Source organism: Celeribacter sp., assembly GCF_048261515.1.
Lineage (GTDB): Bacteria > Pseudomonadota > Alphaproteobacteria > Rhodobacterales > Rhodobacteraceae > Celeribacter.
On record NZ_JBLXFZ010000011.1, the window covers coordinates 55,546 to 74,673 of the forward strand.

Annotated in this window: 20 protein-coding genes and 1 pseudogene; 19 read left to right on the plus strand and 2 right to left on the minus strand. The window is 56.0% G+C overall.

The window, feature by feature from the left end; all coding sequences use genetic code 11:
• The first annotated feature begins 5 nt into the window (after positions 1–5).
• The 10 genes from ACN0SC_RS15910 to ACN0SC_RS15955 all read left to right on the plus strand — a co-directional run bounded on the left by ACN0SC_RS15910 (position 6) and on the right by ACN0SC_RS15955 (position 9,495).
• On the plus strand, positions 6–1,055 hold the full coding sequence (locus ACN0SC_RS15910) for an ABC transporter substrate-binding protein (protein WP_417250677.1): 1,050 nt from the start codon (positions 6–8) through the stop codon (positions 1,053–1,055).
• Between the two features lie 56 nt (positions 1,056–1,111).
• Positions 1,112–1,960, plus strand: a complete 849-nt coding sequence (locus ACN0SC_RS15915; protein ID WP_417250678.1) for an ABC transporter permease — start codon at positions 1,112–1,114, stop codon at positions 1,958–1,960.
• A 7-nt stretch (positions 1,961–1,967) separates the two neighbouring features.
• Complete coding sequence (locus tag ACN0SC_RS15920; RefSeq protein ID WP_417250679.1) at positions 1,968–2,774, plus strand: ABC transporter permease; 807 nt, start codon at positions 1,968–1,970, stop codon at positions 2,772–2,774.
• A 1-nt stretch (position 2,775) separates the two neighbouring features.
• Complete coding sequence (locus tag ACN0SC_RS15925) at positions 2,776–3,846, plus strand: ABC transporter ATP-binding protein (RefSeq protein WP_417250680.1); 1,071 nt, start codon at positions 2,776–2,778, stop codon at positions 3,844–3,846.
• On the plus strand, positions 3,843–4,235 hold the full coding sequence (locus ACN0SC_RS15930; RefSeq protein ID WP_417250681.1) for a RidA family protein: 393 nt from the start codon (positions 3,843–3,845) through the stop codon (positions 4,233–4,235). Before ACN0SC_RS15925 ends, ACN0SC_RS15930 begins: the two co-directional genes overlap by 4 nt.
• Positions 4,235–5,623 carry an FAD-binding oxidoreductase gene (locus ACN0SC_RS15935; RefSeq protein ID WP_417250682.1) on the plus strand — a complete coding sequence of 463 codons (1,389 nt, stop codon included), beginning with the start codon at positions 4,235–4,237 and terminating at the stop codon, positions 5,621–5,623. Before ACN0SC_RS15930 ends, ACN0SC_RS15935 begins: the two co-directional genes overlap by 1 nt.
• A 506-nt stretch (positions 5,624–6,129) precedes the next feature.
• Positions 6,130–7,092 (plus strand): ABC transporter substrate-binding protein, encoded by a 963-nt coding sequence (locus tag ACN0SC_RS15940; RefSeq protein ID WP_417250683.1) that lies wholly within the window; start codon positions 6,130–6,132, stop codon positions 7,090–7,092.
• A gap of 165 nt (positions 7,093–7,257) precedes the next feature.
• Positions 7,258–7,911, plus strand: coding sequence for an ABC transporter permease (locus ACN0SC_RS15945; RefSeq protein WP_417250684.1), 654 nt, complete (start codon positions 7,258–7,260; stop codon positions 7,909–7,911).
• 4 nt (positions 7,912–7,915) lie between these two features.
• The gene (locus tag ACN0SC_RS15950; protein WP_417250685.1) at positions 7,916–8,698 is read left to right on the plus strand and encodes an ABC transporter ATP-binding protein; all 783 of its coding nucleotides are present in this window, start codon (positions 7,916–7,918) and stop codon (positions 8,696–8,698) included.
• Entirely contained in the window at positions 8,695–9,495 is an 801-nt protein-coding gene (locus ACN0SC_RS15955; protein ID WP_417250686.1) for an ABC transporter permease, read from the plus strand. The genes ACN0SC_RS15950 and ACN0SC_RS15955 overlap by 4 nt, the downstream gene beginning before the upstream one ends.
• 41 nt (positions 9,496–9,536) lie before the next feature.
• On the opposite strand, the gene hpaR is transcribed toward ACN0SC_RS15955, so the two are convergent.
• Positions 9,537–10,016 (minus strand): homoprotocatechuate degradation operon regulator HpaR, encoded by a 480-nt coding sequence (gene hpaR / locus ACN0SC_RS15960; protein ID WP_417250687.1) that lies wholly within the window; start codon positions 10,014–10,016, stop codon positions 9,537–9,539.
• 104 nt (positions 10,017–10,120) lie between these two features.
• On the opposite strand from hpaR, the gene ACN0SC_RS15965 reads away from it, so the two are divergent.
• The 5 genes from ACN0SC_RS15965 to ACN0SC_RS15985 are packed head-to-tail and all read left to right on the plus strand — an operon-like array spanning position 10,121 to position 14,521.
• Positions 10,121–10,510, plus strand: coding sequence for a 5-carboxymethyl-2-hydroxymuconate Delta-isomerase (locus ACN0SC_RS15965; RefSeq protein ID WP_417250688.1), 390 nt, complete (start codon positions 10,121–10,123; stop codon positions 10,508–10,510).
• 14 nt (positions 10,511–10,524) lie between these two features.
• Positions 10,525–12,030, plus strand: coding sequence for a 5-carboxymethyl-2-hydroxymuconate semialdehyde dehydrogenase (hpaE, locus tag ACN0SC_RS15970; RefSeq protein ID WP_417250689.1), 1,506 nt, complete (start codon positions 10,525–10,527; stop codon positions 12,028–12,030).
• Positions 12,031–12,082: 52 nt separating this feature from the next.
• Positions 12,083–12,949 carry a fumarylacetoacetate hydrolase family protein gene (locus ACN0SC_RS15975; RefSeq protein WP_417250690.1) on the plus strand — a complete coding sequence of 289 codons (867 nt, stop codon included), beginning with the start codon at positions 12,083–12,085 and terminating at the stop codon, positions 12,947–12,949.
• Complete coding sequence (hpaH, locus tag ACN0SC_RS15980; RefSeq protein WP_417250698.1) at positions 12,946–13,743, plus strand: 2-oxo-hept-4-ene-1,7-dioate hydratase; 798 nt, start codon at positions 12,946–12,948, stop codon at positions 13,741–13,743. Before ACN0SC_RS15975 ends, hpaH begins: the two co-directional genes overlap by 4 nt.
• 10 nt (positions 13,744–13,753) lie before the next feature.
• On the plus strand, positions 13,754–14,521 hold the full coding sequence (locus tag ACN0SC_RS15985; protein WP_417250691.1) for an HpcH/HpaI aldolase family protein: 768 nt from the start codon (positions 13,754–13,756) through the stop codon (positions 14,519–14,521).
• Between the two features lie 163 nt (positions 14,522–14,684).
• Here ACN0SC_RS15985 and ACN0SC_RS15990 read toward each other — a convergent pair whose 3' ends face one another.
• On the minus strand, positions 14,685–15,599 hold the full coding sequence (locus tag ACN0SC_RS15990) for a LysR family transcriptional regulator (RefSeq protein ID WP_417250692.1): 915 nt from the start codon (positions 15,597–15,599) through the stop codon (positions 14,685–14,687).
• A 111-nt stretch (positions 15,600–15,710) separates the two neighbouring features.
• Between ACN0SC_RS15990 and ACN0SC_RS15995 the strand changes: the two genes are divergently transcribed.
• The 4 genes and pseudogenes from ACN0SC_RS15995 to ACN0SC_RS16010 all read left to right on the plus strand — a co-directional run.
• Complete coding sequence (locus ACN0SC_RS15995; RefSeq protein ID WP_417250693.1) at positions 15,711–16,910, plus strand: acyl-CoA dehydrogenase; 1,200 nt, start codon at positions 15,711–15,713, stop codon at positions 16,908–16,910.
• Positions 16,911–16,923: 13 nt separating this feature from the next.
• On the plus strand, positions 16,924–18,096 hold the full coding sequence (locus tag ACN0SC_RS16000; protein ID WP_417250694.1) for a CaiB/BaiF CoA transferase family protein: 1,173 nt from the start codon (positions 16,924–16,926) through the stop codon (positions 18,094–18,096).
• Positions 18,093–18,968 carry a 3-hydroxybutyryl-CoA dehydrogenase gene (locus ACN0SC_RS16005; RefSeq protein ID WP_417250695.1) on the plus strand — a complete coding sequence of 292 codons (876 nt, stop codon included), beginning with the start codon at positions 18,093–18,095 and terminating at the stop codon, positions 18,966–18,968. Before ACN0SC_RS16000 ends, ACN0SC_RS16005 begins: the two co-directional genes overlap by 4 nt.
• A gap of 28 nt (positions 18,969–18,996) precedes the next feature.
• Positions 18,997–19,128: pseudogene (locus ACN0SC_RS16010) on the plus strand (electron transfer flavoprotein subunit beta/FixA family protein); the annotation flags it as partial.

Consider the following 19,128-nt stretch of genomic DNA (forward strand, 5'->3'; position numbering starts at 1 on the left):
ACCCAATGAAACTGACAAGAAACAATGTCGGCATGATGATGCCTCGTCGTAAATTCCTGATGGGAACGGCAGCTGTCGCGGGCACAGCGCTGGCCGCTCCCAATATCGCGCGTGCACAAAGCAAAGAACTTTACATCAACTCTTGGGGTGGGCCCTGGCTGGAGGCGGCGACGGCGAACCTATTTGAACCTTTTGAAGCTGAAACGGGCATCAAGGTTAAAACTATTTCACCCGTCTCGTTTGCCAAGCTGGCAGCACAGGTGCGCAGCGGTGTTTATGAATTTGACGTTACCACTCTTGGGGGCGGCGATATTGTGCGCGCGAATGCAGCCGGCTTGCTGGAGGAACTCACACCGACCTATGAGGGGGGCGTGTTCCAGAACGGTATGGGAAGCCACGCCTTCGCCACAGTCCTGGCATGGCGCGCGGATGCCTTCCCCGATGAGCAGCCCCAAAGCTGGGCCGATTTCTGGGATGTGGAGCGTTTCCCTGGCAAGCGATGCTTGCAACGCTATCCTGCGCGGATCCTGCCGCTGGCGCTTTTGGCTGACGGTGTTGCGATGGAGGATCTCTATCCGTTGGATATCGAACGTGCGTTTGCCAAGCTTGATGAGATCAAGGACCACATCACCGTCTGGTGGACGGCTGGCGCCCAATCCGAGCAACTTTTGCGCGATGGTGAAATCGACATGATCGGCATCTGGCATGGCAACTATTTCCGTGCCGAAGACTCTGGTGCGCCTGTTGCGATGACGTGGAACCAAGCCGAAATCGAGCGCGCTTATTGGGTTGTGGCCAAGAACACGCCGAACATGGAAGCGGCGAAAATGTTCGTCGAGTTCGCGACGTCTCCCGAGCCGCTGGCAGGATTCGTCGAACAGGCCAACTATGGCGCGCTAAACCCTGCGGCGACTGAATTGGTCGCAAATACGGCCAAAGTGCGCATGCCTACATCGCCCGCGAACTATCCGCTGACATTCGAGCAAGACATGATCAACTGGGGTGCAGATCCTGCGGAAGTGTCGATGCGTTTTGACGAATGGCTGGCCTACTAAGTCGCTGTTTCTTGAAAGTATCTTCGCCACCTGGCTAGCTCCTTAGAAGGTTTGTCATGAGAATTTTAACCGCCTCACCAGAAAAACGGCAGAACCTGATACCTTGGCTTCTGCTACTTCCGCTCATGGCCTATCTCTTGGCTTTCTTCTTCGTGCCGCTTGTTCAGGTGGCGATCATGAGCGTCACCGAGCCCCAACTGGGGCTTGGTAACTATGAAAAGGTGATGACCTCTCCGCTCTATCGGAAGGTCTTCATCAACACTTTCTCGACCGCGTTGCTGGTAACGGTGTGCTGTCTGATCGTGGGGTACCCGATTGCCTACTTGATGGCGCACACGACTAAGAAGCGCGCCATGCTCATCCTGATGTTGATTACTATGAGTTTCTGGACGTCGTTTCTTGTCCGAACCTACGCATGGATGGTTCTCTTGGGACGCAACGGGCCGATTGCGTGGGTGTTTTTGCAATTCGGTTGGGATGAGCCGCCGCAAATGCTGTTCACGCGTTTTGCCTCGACGCTCGCGATGGTCCACATTCTAGTGCCCTACATGATCATGAACATCTATTCGGTCATGCAAAAGATCGACCCTAGCCTTGTTCGCTCTGCCGAAAGCATGGGGGCACGTGGCTTAGCATTGTTCCGGCATGTCTACCTCCCATTGACCGCTCCAGGGATCGCGAATGGTGCTGTTCTGGTGTTTGTGATCTGCCTCGGGTTCTACGTGACGCCTGTCCTTCTCGGGTCTCCACGAGAACAAATGGTGGCAGGTCTGATCGGACGACAGATCGAAGAGTTCCTTGCCTTCGGCCCTGGCTCTGCAATCGCAATTGTCCTGCTTGTTATCACGCTGATTGTGCTTGCGATCTATCACCGCCGTTTTGGTCTCGACAAACTGTACGGATGAGGACTCCATGAACAAATCTCTGAAAATCATAGGCACCCTCGTCGCACTGTTCATTGTCGCGCCATTGGTCATCGTGGTTCCTATGTCTCTCTCGACCTCACCGTCACTTCAGTTCCCGCCGCCAGGGTATTGGTTTGGCTACTACGTCCAGTATTTCCAGGATCCGAGTTGGTTGCGTCCGACGTGGAACAGTATCGTGATCGCGTTTTCCAATACGATCCTGACGATGCTGCTGGTGGTCCCTGCAACCTTTGCGCTCGTGCGTCATAAGTTTTGGGGCAAGGGGCTGGCCAACATCGTAATGATGATGCCAATGGCCGTGCCGCATATCGTGATGGCAATCGGATATTACAGTTACTTCGGGCAGCTCGGGATTGTGTTCTCGAAAGCGGGCGTGGTTCTGGCTCATACCTGCCTCTCGGTCCCGATCACCTTTCTGGTGCTTTCTGCGAACCTTAAGGGGTTTGACCAAACGCTGGAACGCGCCGCGCGATCTCTCGGAGCATCGCCGTCGCAAACTTTCATTCATGTGACATTGCCGATTTTGCGGCCAGGGTTGTTGATTTCATCGCTCTTTGCCTTCATCCAATCGTTCGACGAAACGGTTGTGGCAATCTTTATCTCTGGGCGGGACGCGGAGACTTTGCCGCGCAAGATGTTCGACTCTATCCGGCAAGAGGCCGATCCGGTGATCGCTGTGATTTCCTCGTTGCTGTTCCTGATCGTGTTCCTTGCCCTCATTGCTCCACTTGTTCCACGCGCGATCAAGCGACTGCGCGGGCAGGCAGCCTTAATCAAAACCTCTGGGAACTAATATGACAAGCTATCTCAATATCGCAGGGCTTAAGAAAGTCTTTGGTACCTTTACCGCCCTGGAAAACGTGGATCTCGATATTCAGAAAGGCGAGTTCGTAACATTCCTCGGGCCATCCGGTTCGGGCAAGACGACCACGCTGATGATTATCGCTGGGTTCGAACAAGCGACAAAAGGTAAGCTGACCATCGAAGGCCAATCGATTTCCAATCTTGCTCCACAGGATCGCAATATCGGTATCGTTTTCCAGAACTATGCGCTGTTCCCCCATAAAACAGCTCTGGATAACGTCTATTTCCCATTGCAAATGCGCAAGGTGGATCGGGCCGAGGGCATTAAAAAGGCCCAAGCCATGTTGGAGCTGGTCGGGCTGAAAGGTTTCGAGCACCGCCATCCTAAAGAGATGTCGGGTGGACAGCAGCAACGTGTGGCACTTGCGCGTGCATTGGTGTTTGAGCCCGATCTGCTCTTGCTGGACGAGCCGTTGGGTGCGCTCGATAAAAACCTGCGCGAGTCCATGCAGATCGAAATTAAGCGCATCCAGAAAACGCTTGGTGTTACTACCATCTTCGTGACCCACGACCAAACCGAAGCCATGTCGATGTCGGACCGGATTGTCGTATTCTCGCAAGGCAAGATCGAACAAGCGGCAGCTCCACTCGAGATCTATCACAAACCGCGCACCCGCTTCGTTGCAGACTTCATCGGGGAAAGCAATCTCATCCCTGCGACCTTGACCGATGTTGCCACGCGGCGCGCCGAAAGTCCGCTGATGGGCGCGATGACCTACGGTGACGGCGCGACCAAGGATCTACGCGACGGGCAAGAGGTGACGCTGGTCTTGCGTCCCGAGCATATGAAGCTTTCGCGCACCCCGATTGAAGGGCGCTTCCACGCGACCATGAAGGTCGAAACGATCGTCAATTTTGGCGACAACGCATTGGTGATTGGCAAGCGTGACGGAACCACCTTGCGGGTGCGCGTCCCTGGTGCGGATGTCGTCATCTTGAAAGAGGGCGATGACTGCTACGTGAACTGGATTGAAGACAACGTGTATTTGGTGACGGAATGAGCGATACATCACAAAACCCCGCAGATATGATCGCCCGTTTCGGTGGCTCCGCGCGGGCCGCGCTGGCAACGGTCGCTAATGGCACTGGCTATTTTGCAGTAACGCCGCAAGCGCCATACGATCCGAACCTGACTACCGCCGAACAGGCAGAGCAATTGCTGGCCAAGGCTGAGGCACGGCTGCTTGAGATCGGGTCGTCCAAGGGCGAGCTATTGTTCGTGGCAATCCTTCTGAAAGACATTGCCGAGGTCGCCGCTTTCAATGCAGTCTGGGATGCATGGGTCACTGATGTCGCGCCGCCCGCCCGCGCCTGTTTTCAGGCCGAGCTTGCCAACCCTGACATGAAAGTCGAAATGATTATGATTGCAAGCTGCACCTCCCAAAAATGATGCCTGAGCTTGTCGATGAAAACTTCGCCGCTTTGGCTGATGCTCTGGCGCAATGTGGTGAGGATCTGGGTATTTTGCGTGGCGCTCGTGATTGCGCGCCCTATGCCTGTGACGCCTCGCGCCGTGTTGTTGCCGCTCCACAGCTTGTCGTTCGCCCCAAAAACACTTCGGGTGTGGCGCATGTATTATCCGCCTGCCATGCCGCAAAGAAGCGGGTTGTTGTGCAAGGAGGGCGTACTGGGCTGTCTGGAGGCGCGCGGGCATTGCCTGGAGAGGTTGTACTATCTCTGGAGCGGCTGAACCAATGCGGCGCGCCTGACTCCATGTCTGGTCAGATCGAGGTTGGAGCAGGCGTCTCGCTGCAAAAAGTGCAAGAGGTGGCCGCAGCTGAGGGGATGATGTTCGGCGTTGATATCGGCGCACGGGGCACGGCGACCATAGGCGGAATGATTGCCACCAATGCGGGCGGAATTCGGGTGTTGCGCTACGGTATGATGCGCGCGCAGGTTCTTGGCGTTGAGGCCGTTCTCCCCGATGGAACGGTCATCAGTGATATGCGCGCGCTTGAAAAGAACAACGCTGGATTGAACCTGACGCAATTATTTGTTGGCTCCGAGGGAACACTAGGCATCATCACGCGGGCACGGTTGCGTCTCTTGCCTGCTCCAGACTTCTCCACAACCGCGCTTTGCTCCGTAGATGACCTTCAAGCGGCACTCGACCTGTTGATTATCTTGCGCAAGAGGTTAGGGGGGACGTTAAGCGCGTTTGAGGGGATATGGCCAAAGGTCTATGCGGGAGCGACTGGGCTGGCGGGGAATGCGCCACTGGCAACCGACGCGGGTCTCTATGTTTTGGTCGAAATTCAAGGGTTTTCCAGCGTCACACAAGAGGATGCATTGGAAAACGCCCTTATGGAAGCCTACGAGGTGGGTCTGATACATGACGTGGTCGTTGCACAATCGGGACGCGAGGAAACGGCTCTGTGGCATCTGCGAGAGCTTTGCACTGAGTATACGTTCTCATTGGGACAGTTGCAGCCTCACGATGTAAGCCTACCATTGAACAAGCTGCCAGAGTTTGTTCAGAGGGCCGAGGCCTTGGTGCAAGACGTCGACCAAAACGCAGAGATAATGATCTACGGACATCTTGGTGACGGAAACCTGCACTATCTCGTCAAGACCGAACACAAGGCCGAGGTCGCGGCGGCTGTCAACGAACTGGCGGCAGATCTCGGAGGGTCTATCACAGCCGAACACGGTATCGGCTTGGACAAACGTGCATATTTGCCATTGGTCTCTGGGCCTGCTGAAACCGAGGCTGCGCGGTGCATCATTCGAGCGTTGAACCCAGATGGAAATTTGAACCACGGACGGTTGCTGCCATAGGACGTCTGCGCACCCAGTGTCTATCAAGGTTGCACAGGCAGCCACTTGAGATGCCTGCTAAAGGATCGGGCGCGGAAACGCTAAAATGCGCGCGTAAGAAATGCGACAAGGGCAGGGGTTTGAAATGTCTGGCGAGTGTCGTCCGGGCACGGTAAGGCTGGCGCCCGTCATGACCTATGGGGCGCAATCCGACATCGTCTGTCTTGTCGTGTTTGTCTGAGCGGTGACAGCGCCTCTCGGAAGCAGTGGTTCCTATCCTATCGCGATCTCTGGTAGGTGCTTGTGGCCAATTTTATGTCTCCTTGGCTGAGCCGACGGGAGCGGTTGAAACGGGAAGCCGTTCAGTATGTAGTTAAGAAAAAAGCATTTTTGCGCGCCCCCCAATCTCGCCAAAATCCACCGGAATTGCCATCTTGACAGCTCGAAAATCATTAAGTTAACATGTTAACCTGTAAGCAAGCGGCAGAGACTGATATGCACAGCTTTGCCAAATTTGGGAGGAAAATATGTTTGACTTTCTTAGCCGCAGATATCGCGCTGTCTGCACGGCGCTGTGCCTCGTAGGAGGGGCAACTGCCGTTTCCGCGGAGACGCTCGCACTTGGATTTGCAGGCGGCCGCGGGCCTACTGATATGCCGGCAGTACTTGCGTTAGAAGCGCTTGAGGCCTCTGGGTGGGAGACCGAAATCATCGAATTCGACTCGCCTGACATTCTGACTCAAGCCCTATTGAGCGGCCAAGTTCAGATTGCAGCCATGGGGCCGGCGGCTGCTTTCGCAGCGGATATTGCAGGCGCTGATTTGCGGATCGTGGCCAAAAATAACCGCAACGATTTCATGATCCTCGGTGCGTCGGATGTGAGCAGCTGTGATGAGTTCGATGGGCGGGTTGTGGCAATTCATAGCACGGGCAGTGCGACGACCGCGCATCTCTCGCAATATATGGAAGACACTTGTCCGGACGCCGAACCCAACCTTATCGTCCTTTCTGGATCGGCAAACCGTGTGGCGGCCCTTCTCAATGGCCAGATCGACGGCACGATCGTTCGCATGGAAGACTGGATGGCGATCACTGGCGGCGAAGACGAGCGCGCCCATATTCTCGTCAAACTCGTTGAGGAACAGCCAACTCTGCTCACACAGGCGATTGTGGTGAGCGCGAGAAACGTGGACGACAGCCGCACGGCGGTCGAGGCTTTCGTTGCGGCGCTCGATGCTGAATTCGAAGCGATTTATGCAGATCCTGAAGCTTTTGCCGCAGAAGCGTCATCCCATTTGAAAGAAATCGATCCAGGCGAACTGGCAGCCGTCTACCAAGCACTCGCTGACGCGAAGATGTTCCCGTTGGAAAAGGGGCTGAGCTACGATCAGGTCGTCGATACCATTTCCTTCTATGAAGCTGCGGGTAAGGCCGAACCGGGTCAATTGACTCCAGAGCTCGTCGCCGACTTTTCGTTTTCGGGTCAATAAGACATGGCGTTCTATTCAACTCAGTCAGGGCGCGCCGCTTCACCGCGGCGTGTCTTGGAACTCCGGACTCCGATTTCCGGCCTTACCGCGGCGTTCTGTCGGAGTGTGGCGTTCATCATACTCGCTTCGGCATGGGAATTCGGCGCGCGCGCCGCGGACTCGATTTTGATCCCGACCTTTCTGGAGACTGCTCAGGCGCTGTATCAGACCATGTTTGTGACGGGCGAAATCTGGCCTGCGCTTTGGGTCAGTAACCTGCCTCTCATCATCGGGTTTTTGGTGTCCGTGGGGATCTCCGTACCGCTTGGCCTTGCGATGGCACGGTGGAAACTTGTCGACGAGATGCTCAGTCCTGTGACGGCACTTGCGCTATCCTTGCCGATCGCGCCTCTGATCCCAGTGGTGCTGGTCGCTCTCGGGATGGGGCAGGCCCCGAAAGTGGTAATCATCGTTCTATTCTCCTGGGTGTTTATCACCACGAACGTTCGTGCGGGTACGCGCCGGGTGGATCGCAGTCTTGTCGACATGGCGCGCAGTTTCGGTGCGTCTGAGCGTCAGGTCTGGTTCCGTATCCTGATCCCTGGGGCCATACCGGCTGTATTCGCTGGTCTGCGCATTGGTCTGGGGCGTGCCTTTGCCGGCATGGTCATCGTCGAGCTGATTATGCTGCCCGTAGGGATTGGTGCCCTTCTCCTCGACTATCGGGGCGATTTTAAAGCGGGCCTCCTCTACGCAACTACAATCCTCGTCGTGATCGAAGCTGTGGTTCTCGCAGTCGCCATGCAGGCACTCGAACGCCATCTTATCAAATGGAAGTAAGCATATGTCATCCATGATCGAAGTGCGTGATCTATCGCATGTCTATAATTTGAAAGCACAGGGCGGAACGCCTGCTTTGACAAATGTCAACCTGTCAATCGAGAAGAACGAGTTCGTCACATTTCTGGGCCCATCGGGCTGCGGGAAGACAACACTCATGCGCATCATCGGCGGCCTAGTGACGCCGACAAGCGGCACCGTCATGGTGAACGGCAAGTCCGTGCGCGGCCCGAACCTCGATTGCGCGACGGTGTTCCAGAGCTTTGCCTTGATGCCTTGGGCAACCGTGCTGCAAAACGTGGTATTCGGGCTTGAGATGCGGGGCGAGCCGAAAGCCAGCCGTATGGAGAAAGCGCGGGAAGCAATCGAACTCGTCGGTCTGGGCGGTTTCGAGGAGAAATATCCAAAGCAACTGTCTGGCGGTATGCAGCAGCGAGTGGGGCTGGCCCGTGCGCTTGTTGTACACACCCCGGTCATGCTGATGGACGAGCCTTTCGGTGCCCTCGATCACCAGACACGGCGCTATATGCAGGAAGAACTCCTTCGTATTTGGCAAGAAGACCAAAGAACGGTGATCTTCGTCACGCATGATATGGAAGAAGCGATCCTTCTCGGAGACAAGATCGTTCTCATGTCGAACCGCCCCGGTCGCATCGAAGAGGTGATCGATGTGAGTTTCGCCCGTCCGCGTGATCCCGAAGAGGTCGAGCGGTCCCCAGAATTTGCAGAACTCAAAGAATATCTTTGGCATCGTCTGCGCCAGATGCATGAAATGAGCGCCGCATGACCCATATCAGTGACACAAACATCGACATGAGCCGGAGAGGCGGTTTCGCGCTCCGTAATCTGAAGCTGTTCGGTTCCAATTGGGGCGGTATCGTTGCAATCGCCCTGATATGGGAGCTTGCAGGCCAGTTGGCCGGTCAGTTCTGGCTGCCACCATTTTCTGCGGTGATCGCGCGACTATGGGTGCTGTTGACGGATGGTTCGCTCACGCCGCATCTCCTCGCGAGTTTCACATCTCTCACGCTCGGTTTCGCAATCGCCCTTTCGATCGGGTTGATTGTGGGGTTCCTGATGGGCGTGTTCAACTGGGTGAACTCCGCGCTGGATGTATATGTGAACGCCATGATGTTTACGCCCGGATTGATCTTTGCTCCGATCCTTTTTGCAATCTTCGGACTTGGCTTTGCGACCCGTGTGAGTGTGGTGGTGATCTATGCGGTCTTTATTATCATTATCAATACCGCAGCCGCCGTACGAAATGTGGACAGGCCACTTCTTGAAATGGCGGCATGCTACGGTGCGAGCCGTTGGACCGCGCTTGTCCGGATCGTATTGCCAGATGCGTTTCCCTTGATCCTCGCGGGCATTCGCATGGGCGTTGGCCGTGCGGTGAAAGGCATGGTGAACGGCGAAATGTTCATCGCGCTTATTGGGATAGGCGGGCAGGCGGCTCGCTTTGGCAAACAGTTCGATTTTACCTCGGTCTGGGCACTGTCTGTTTTCATTATGTGCATCGCTGTGGTTATCAACCAGGGCGTTACCCATCTGGAGCGGAGGCTAACAAGCTGGGTAGAGTAACGGCTGGCACGTTGTGTTAAGAAATTGTGCGTGCGCGGGATCTAGTTCCCGCGCGCGCCCAGGCGTGAAAGAAGAAATTCGAGCTCGTTGAGAAGGCCTTCGATCCGCTCGGCTCCCATATCCGCTTCAATGCCAGCGTAGATATTCGAGGCCTGAACCGTGATTGACGCGATCAGATCTTGTCCTTTTGCACTCAGATCGGCCATCAGGCGTCGCGCGTCCGCGGGGTCGCGGGATGTCGCAATCAGTTCTCTCTTTTCAAGGGTTTTGATGATCCGTGTAAGCGATGGTGCGAGAATACATGCCTGTTCGGCAATGCTGGAGGCATCGAGTGGCCCCTCCTCGTGAAGCACGCGGATGACGCGCCATTGCTGCTCGGTGATGTCGTGTTCATGCAACATCGGACGCATCCGGTCCATCACGGCTTCGCGGGCCCTCAACAGGGCAATTGGGAGCGTGCGTTGTGTGCGTGCCAGGGAAAAATCGGTCGGTTGCGGCGAACCCTTTTTCGAGTTTTTCAAGCCGTCCTCCATCTCTCGTTAAATAATACACATGTTACATAAATTTTTTATTGACAACCACCAAAATAATTTAACATGTTAACGGAAAAGGGGAAGGAATGCCGATGCCGCATCTTGTAATCGAATACTCACCAGGCTTGGGTGCTGACGTCGATATCTCTGCGCTTTGCCGTGCTACTTATGGTGTGATGGCCCGCAACCCGTTGTTTCCGTTGGGAGGTATACGAGTGCGCGCATACGAAGCCTCGGTTGCCATTGTCGCTGACGCTGACGAGGAAAACGGATTTGTGGCCATGACGCTTAGCGTCGGTGCAGGACGAAGCAAAGCCGATCTGCATGCCGCTGGTGCGGAGATTTTCGAGGCGGCCAAAAGCGCGTTGGCGCGATCCCTTTCGGGCGAGAATTTCGCCCTTTCTGTCAACATCCGAGAGATCGACCCAGATCTCAGCTGGAAAGCAAATCCCATCCACGCCCGCATTAAACGGGCGAACTGACGAGGACCTCATTCATGACGTTTGAAGAAAATCTCACCCGTGTTGAAGGCTATCTGGAGCGCTTCCGAAAGGAAGGTGTGCTGAACCACATTAACGGTGCATCTGTTCCGGCGCAAAGTGGCGAGTGGTTTGAAAATGTGTCGCCGGTTGATGGGGCTGTGTTGGCCAAAGTGGCGCATGGTGGGGCGTCCGATATCGACGCGGCAACAGAAGCGGCTACAAAAGCATTCCCGGCATGGGCGGCACTTCCCGGAAAAGAGCGGCGGCGTATTTTGCATGCGGTGGCTGATGCAATCGTTGCGAATGCCGATCGGATCGCACTTGTAGAGTCGATGGACACGGGGCAGGCGATCCGTTTCATGTCCAAGGCCGCGCTACGGGGAGCCGAGAATTTCCGGTTCTTCGCAGACAAGGCACCGGAAGCCGCTGACGGTCTCTCGCTCCGCGCTCCTGGACAGTTGAACGTGACGTCCAGACGTCCGATCGGGCCGGTGGGTATTATTACGCCTTGGAACACACCGTTCATGCTCTCGACATGGAAAATTGCTCCGGCACTTGCTTGCGGGTGTACGGTGGTCCACAAAGCTGCGGAATTTTCGCCGATGACCGCGAAAATCCTGGTGGAAATCGCGGAAAGCGCGGGGCTGCCCAAAGGTGTGCTGAACCTTGTTCACGGCTTTGGCGAGGACGCAGGTAAGGCGTTGACCGAGCATCCCGGGATCAAGGCCGTTGCCTTTGTCGGGGAGAGCCAGACCGGATCGCGCATTATGGGGCAATGTGCACCGACGCTGAAGCGCGTCCATTTCGAGCTCGGAGGTAAAAACCCGTGTATCGTGTTCGCGGATGCCGATATCGATCGCGCAGCGCAGGGTGCGGCCTTCATGATATATTCCCTCAACGGCCAGCGCTGCACCTCGTCTTCTCGGCTTCTGGTCGAGGAAAGTATTTACGACGAATTCACGGCCCGTGTCGCGGATATGGCCTCGAAAATTGTGATCGGGCATCCGCTCGATCCCAAGACCGTTGTCGGGCCATTGATTCATCCTGAGCATGAGCAGAAGGTTCTGTCCTATTTCGATATCGCGAAGGCTGAGGGCGCGACGATTGCGACAGGCGGTCAGAAGTTAGGTGAGAAAGGGTGCTTTGTAACCCCAACACTTTTCACCAATGCCACGAACGACATGACCATCGCGCAAGAAGAGATTTTCGGTCCGGTTCTGACGGCAATCCCCTTCAAGGATGAAGCCGAGGCTGTCGCTCTGGCCAATGACGTAAAATATGGTTTGTCTGCCTTCCTGTGGTCGAATGATCTCGAACGGACCCTGCGAGTCACGGATCGGCTCGAAGCGGGAATGATTTACGTGAATTCGGACAATGTGCGGCACCTGCCGACACCGTTTGGTGGCATGAAAAGTTCGGGCATCGGACGCGATGGCGGCGACTGGTCGTTCGAGTTCTACATGGAGCAGGTAAACGTCTGTTTCCCCACCACAACGCGTCAAATCCCGAGTTTGACCTGAGCATTTTCGAGCCAGTCTCTGAGGCTCTCAAAGATTTTCAAGGAGAATGGGCATGAACCCAATCGCTACCTTTCGTGCTGAAGGGAAAGACCGTTTCGGTGTTGTGACACCTGACGGCATTGTGGACCTGACTGCTGATTTCGCCCCGCGCTTTCCAGGGCTGAAAGAGGTGGTTGAAGCAGGCGCGTTGAACGAATTGGCTCTGGCGGCCAAAGACCGGGACGCAGACTTTTCCGAGGATCAGGTTACGTGGCTTCCACCTATCGCCAATCCGGAAAAGCTGATCTGCATAGGTGTGAACTATCCCGACCGGAATGCCGAGTATAAGGACGGACAGCCGCAACCGAAGTATCCGTCCATGTTTGTGCGGTTTCCCCGCAGCTTCGTAGGACACAAAACGCCGCTCGTCCGTCCGCCGGAAAGCGAGCAGTTGGACTATGAGGGCGAGATTGTCATCGTTATCGGAAAGGCAGGGCGCCGGATTCCCCAAGAGAACGCATATGATCATATCGCTGCGTTGAGCCTCGCGAATGAGGGAACGATCAGGGATTGGGTTTTTCATGCCAAGTTCAACGTTACACAAGGCAAGAACTGGGATCGTTCTGGGTCCATAGGCCCTTGGCTTGTGCCGTTCAAAGATGGGGCGCAACTTGACGACATTGAGCTGGTCACGCGGGTGAACGGCGAAGTGCGCCAGAAGGACCGGACAAGCCGCATGATGTTCGATTTCAGGTATATCATCAGCTACGTCTCTACCTTTACTACTCTGGTTCCGGGGGATGTCATTCTCTGTGGCACCCCGACAGGAGCGGGCGCACGGCAGAATCCGCCAGTCTGGTTGAAGCCTGGTGATGTCATCGAGGTCGAAGCGGAAGGTGTCGGGCGTCTCGTAAATGGCGTGGAGGACGAATTGTGCTGAGCCGCGAAGACGCTGATGCCGTTGCCGCCGACCTTCTTCGAGCCGAAAAGGAGCGCAACCAGATCGGGCTTGTTTCGCTGCGCTTCCCGAATATGACGATGGACGATGCTTATGCCATTCAATCTGCACATATGTCGCGAAAGCTCGCTGAAGGGCGGCGCATTGTCGGGTGGAAGATAGGTCTGACGTCGCGCGCCATGCAGGCCGCCTTGGGGATCGAGACGCCGGATAGTGGTGTGCTGTATGACGATATGGCTTTTGGAAACGGGGCCACCGTTCCCAAAGGGCGCTTTATTCAGCCCCGGATTGAAGCGGAGATCGCTTTCGTTTTGCGTCACGGGATTTCGGACCATGCTACGCGGGAGGAGGTTTTGAAGGCGACCGAATTCGTGACGCCTGCCCTTGAAATTCTCGACACGCGGATCACGCGGACCGATGTCAAGACTGGCACCCCCAGGATCGTTGTGGACACGATTTCGGACAACGCGGCTAACGCAGGTTTCGTACTTGGCGACTCACGATTTGACCCTTCGGATGTTGATCTGCGTTGGATCGGCGCTGTCGTAAAGCGCAACGGGAATGTCGAGGCGACCGGCTTGGGGGCCGCCGTTTTGGATGATCCTGTTGAAAGCGTTGTCTGGCTCGCTCGTCGGATGGCTGGATACGGCCTGTCGCTGCAAGCGGGGCAGGTCGTTCTGTCGGGCTCATTTATCGCGCCGATAGAATGTCCATCGGGCACGAAGATCGAGGCTGATTTTGGGGGCTTCGGGACCGTCGGGGTCGCGTTCGAATGAGGTGTTTGCAATGAGTGCAGGCGATAATTCCTTCAAGGCGAAGTTGAAGTTTGGTGAAACACAGATCGGACTTTGGATGTCGCTCGGAGAGGCGACCACGGCTGAGCTTTGTTCGCACGCAGGGTTCGATTGGCTCGTCATTGATGCGGAACACGGACCGAACGGGCTGCGGGATATCCTGAATCAGCTCAGGGCGGTCGGGACGGCATCCCACCCTGTGGTCCGTTTGCGTAACGATGATCGGGCGTTGATCAAGCAGGCGTTGGACATCGGGGCGAAAACTCTGTTGTTGCCAATGATCGAAACGACCGAACAAGCAAGACAAGCAGTCCGCTCGGTCAAATATCCGCCTGAGGGCGTGCGCGGAATCGGGGCGTCTCTGGCGCGGGCGTCTCTATACGGTAAGCGCAGTGATTATCTATCGCGGGCCAATGACGGGATATGCCTTCTCTTGCAGGTTGAGAGCCTTGCGGGCCTCGATGCGTTGGAAGGTATAATCGCCGAGGTCGGTGTTGATGGTATCTTTATCGGACCCGCCGATCTCGCTGCGGACATGGGCTATATCGGGAACCCAGGTGCTCCCGAGGTGCAAGCGCGGGTTGAACAGGCGCTTCAAACGATCCGCGCCTATGGCAAAGCTGCAGGCATCCTGACAGGCGACCCAGAGCTTGCAAAGCGCTATCAAGGTATGGGTGTCGAGTTCCTCGCTATCGGAACGGATGTCGGGGCGTTGAACGCAGGTCTCGCGGGTATTCGTCGATCTTTCGAAGTGGCTTGACTGGTGATCACGGTCCTCGTGAGACGCTCCCGCGATGCGGTCTGATCTCAAACGGGGCAGATCACGACATTGAATTCGCAAGTATCATTCGTCCGTGCATGACGATTGTACTTCCTATGGCGTCGCCGTGACATCGAGTTTGTCATTGTTCTGGCGGTCGGTGTTACGGGGCGGGCATGTGGGTGCTGGAGATGTCGTCCGATTGTCCAGTCAGCCAGTCACGGAATGCGTGCAGTGCTACGTTGCTGCTTTTTTCCTGTGGCCAGACCAGCCAATAGGCGCCGCGCACGGATACGCCTTGCTTGAGGACGGGGACAAGCCGTCCTTCGGAAATCTCGATCTGGGCGAGGTAGTCTGGCAGGAGGGCAATGCCGAGGCCTGAGATCGCTGCCTGTATCACCATGGAAAACTGATCCATCAGCATTCCGCTTCCTTCGACCGGTTGTCCGCCTTGTCCCTCGAACCAATCGGTCCAGAAAGAGGAGCGGGATTCGAGGTGGAGCATGGGGAGGTTTGACACATCTTCCAAACTCTCCATGCGATGTGTTTGGGCGAACTCGGGCGATACGCATGCCGTGACCGTTTCCTCGAAGAGTTTCAGGTGGTTCACGCCATTCCATGATGGTTCGCCGAAGTATATTGCGGCGTCAAAGACCTCGACATCGAAATCGAAGGGGCCGATGCGTGTCGACATGTTAATGGCGATACCTGGATGGGCGTTCAGGAACTCGGGAAGACGCGGACCCAGCCAGCGGGTTGCAAAGGTCGGCAGAACCGCAAGTGACAGGGTGCCCCCGTCGGGGTTTGTTACCACGGACATGCTCGCGCGCTGCACCATATCAAGGGCGCGTGCGACATCGCGTTGGTATGTGATCGCAATGGAGTTGGGGATCAGGCGCCGATGCTCGCGTGTAAAGAGCTGTTTACCAAGCTGTTCCTCAAGGCTCAGGATCAACCTGCTGACTGTGCTTTGCGTTAAATTCAATTCGTCCGCCGCTGCAGTGGCCGATCCGTGACGGACAACGGCGTCCAGCGCGAGGAGCATCTTGATAGAAGGAAGGAATCGTCTCTGTCTCATTTGTATGCAATTATTGCATGAAAGTATGAGGTAATCTCGTTTTATTTCGGGAAACATCCGAATTAATAAATGGAAATCACATGAAAAGGCTGTTCCCAAGGAGGAGGCAAGATGTCCACCGTTTCGCACAAAGGTATTTCTTATAACTGGGAGGATCCCTTTCTTCTTGAGGCGCAGCTGAGCGACGAGGAGCGCATGATCAGCGAAACGGCGCGGGCCTTTGCCACGGACCGCCTCTTGCCGCGGGTCGAAGAAGCCTACCTCGAAGAGAAAACCGACCCTGAGATTTTCCGCGAAATGGGGGAGAACGGTTTGCTTGGCGCAACCTTGCCCGAGGAATACGGAGGCGTCGGGGCGTCCTATGTCGCATACGGGCTGATTGCGCGTGAGGTCGAGCGCGTGGATAGCGGTTATCGCTCGATGATGTCGGTGCAATCTTCGCTCGTGATGTTTCCGATCTATGCCTACGGGTCGGAAGAGCAGAAACGGAAATATCTGCCGAAACTGGCCAGCGGCGAATGGATCGGCTGCTTCGGCCTGACGGAACCTGATGCAGGTTCCGACCCTGCGGGAATGAAGACCCGTGCAATCAAGACCGACAGTGGCTACCGCCTGATCGGGTCAAAGATGTGGATTTCCAATAGCCCGATTGCCGATGTGTTCGTGGTCTGGGCCAAATCGGAAGCCCACGGCGGGAAGGTGCGCGGGTTCGTTCTTGAAAAAGGGATGAAGGGGCTGAGCGCACCGAAAATCGGTGGAAAGCTGTCCCTGCGCGCGTCGATTACGGGCGAGATTGTCATGGATAACGTCGAGGTCGGTGAAGAGGCTCTCTTGCCGAACGTCGAGGGAATGAGTGGTCCGTTCGGCTGTTTGAACCGTGCGCGGTATGGCATTGCGTGGGGCGTCATGGGGGCGGCTGAAGATTGTTTCAATCGGGCGCGTCAGTACGGTCTTGATCGTCACCAGTTCAAGCGCCCACTGGCCGCGACGCAGTTGTATCAAAAGAAACTCGCGGACATGCACACCGAAATCACGCTGGGGCTACAGGCCTGTTTGCGTGTGGGCACGCTCTTCGATCAGGGCCAGTTTGCTCCTGAAATGATTTCGATGATCAAGCGTAATAACTGCGGCAAGGCTCTCGATATCGCGCGTCAGGCCCGCGACATGCATGGCGGCAATGGTATCCAGATTGAATACCACGTGATGCGCCATTCCCAGAACCTTGAAACCGTGAATACATATGAGGGGACGCATGATGTTCATGCGCTGATTTTGGGGCGTGCCATCACTGGGCTTCAGGCATTTGTCTGAGGGGTTTGAACGCATGTCACAGAATGCTCCGCTGTCAGGTCTCAAAGTCGTCGAACTCGCGCGCATTCTGGCTGGTCCGTGGATCGGTCAGACGCTCGCGGACCTCGGGGCAGAGGTGATCAAGATCGAAGCCCCCGAAGGCGACGATACCCGCCGCTGGGGGCCGCCCTTTGTCGAGCGGCCCGACGGGCAGGGAGGGGTCGAAAGAACGGCGGCCTATTTTCACGCGGCCAATCGGGGCAAGACATCCGTCACCTGTGACTTCTCCAATCCTGCGGATCTCGACCACCTCAAATCCCTCATCGCGGATGCAGATGTCGTGATCGAGAACTTCAAGGTTGGCGGGCTGAAGAAGTTCGGACTGGACTATGATGCGCTCAAGGCGATCAACCCCCGTCTTGTTTATGCCTCGGTGACGGGGTTCGGACAGGATGGACCGCGCGCAAAACAGCCGGGCTATGATTTCCTCATTCAGGGCATGTGTGGCATCATGGATCTGACGGGCGAGCCGCAGGGCGAGCCGCAAAAAGTGGGCGTGGCGTGGATCGATATCTTCACGGGACTTTACGGCGTTATCGGCATTCAGGCGGCACTCGCCGAGCGCGAGAAATCCGGCTTGGGGCAGCATGTTGATCTGTCTTTGCTCGATTGTGGTGTCGGCGTTCTTGCCAATCAGGCGACCAATTTCCTGTTGGGCGGGATCAATCCGACCCGTCTTGGCAATGCTCATCCGAACATTGTGCCGTATCAGGTGTTTCCCGTATCGGACGGTCATGTGATCATCGCCTGCGGTAACGACAGACAGTTCGCCGCGCTCTGTCAGGCGTTCGAGCTTGAAGGCTTTGCCTCCGATCCCCGCTATGCCACCAATCCGGCCCGTGTTATGCATCGGGACGTCCTATGTGAACGCATCTCCGCGGAGACATCAAAGCGCACAAAATCCGCGCTCATTGCAGAACTGGAGGCCGTTGGTGTGCCTGTCGGGCCGATCAACACCGTGGCCGAGGCCCTCACAGAGCCCCAGATCGACGCCCGCCAACTCCGTATCGCCCCTGAAGGAATTGAGGGCCTGCGCACGCCCTTGAAATTTTCGAGAAGCCCAATGGCTCTCGAAAAAGCCGCACCCTTGTTGGGGCAGGGGGATGTGGGGTTCTCTTCCGTTCAGCCTGAGGAAAAGGACGCATGAGTTTGAACACCATCTCCGTGATCGGTGCAGGCCAAATGGGCATCGGTATTGCTCAGGTCTGCGCGCAGGCGGGCTATAACGTTGTGCTCAATGATGTGTCTGATGAGGCCCTGACCCGCGCCATGTCGGGTCTTGATGAACGCCTGACCCGCCTTGTGGAACGCGAACGTCTTTCCCGCGAAGATAAGGAGGGGATTGAGGCGCGCATTGACCCAAGTCGGGACTACGCACAGCTGGGCGCGGCAGATTTGGTCATTGAAGCAGCAAGCGAAAACGAGGCGGTGAAATCCGGGATTTTCAAGACGCTGGCGCCCCACCTCGGAAGCCACACGATACTGGCGAGCAACACATCGTCGCTGTCGATTACGCGGCTGGCGGCACGTACCGACCGGCCAGAACGGTTCATGGGCGTGCACTTCATGAACCCTGTTCCCGTGATGCAATTGGTGGAACTGATCCGCGGAATTGCCACTGACCAAGCGACATTCGAGACATGTCGGGAATTGGTCGAGCGGCTAGGAAAGATCGCGACAGTATCTGAGGATTTCCCGGGCTTCATCGTGAATCGTATCTTGATTCCGATGATCAATGAGGCTGCCTATGTTCTCTATGAAGGCGTCGGAAGTGTCGAGAGCATTGATCGCTCTATGCGTCTTGGAGCCAATCATCCTATGGGTCCGCTTGAGTTGGCGGACTTTATCGGTCTCGATACCTGTGTGGCAATTATGCAGGTTCTGCACGAGGGGCTGGCGGATACGAAATACCGCCCCTGTCCGCTCTTGGTGAAATACGTAGAAGCAGGGTGGTTTGGGCGAAAAGTAGGACGCGGATTTTATGATTACAGGGGAGATGTCCCCGTTCCGACGCGATAAATTTCAATTTCAGAAGAGGGTCGTTTCAATGAAGGTATTGGTGCCGGTCAAGCGCGTGATCGACTACAACGTGAAGGTCAAAGTTAAGGCCGATGGCACGGGTGTCGATCTTGCGAACGTCAAGATGTCGATGAACCCGTTCGACGAGACCGCTGTTGAG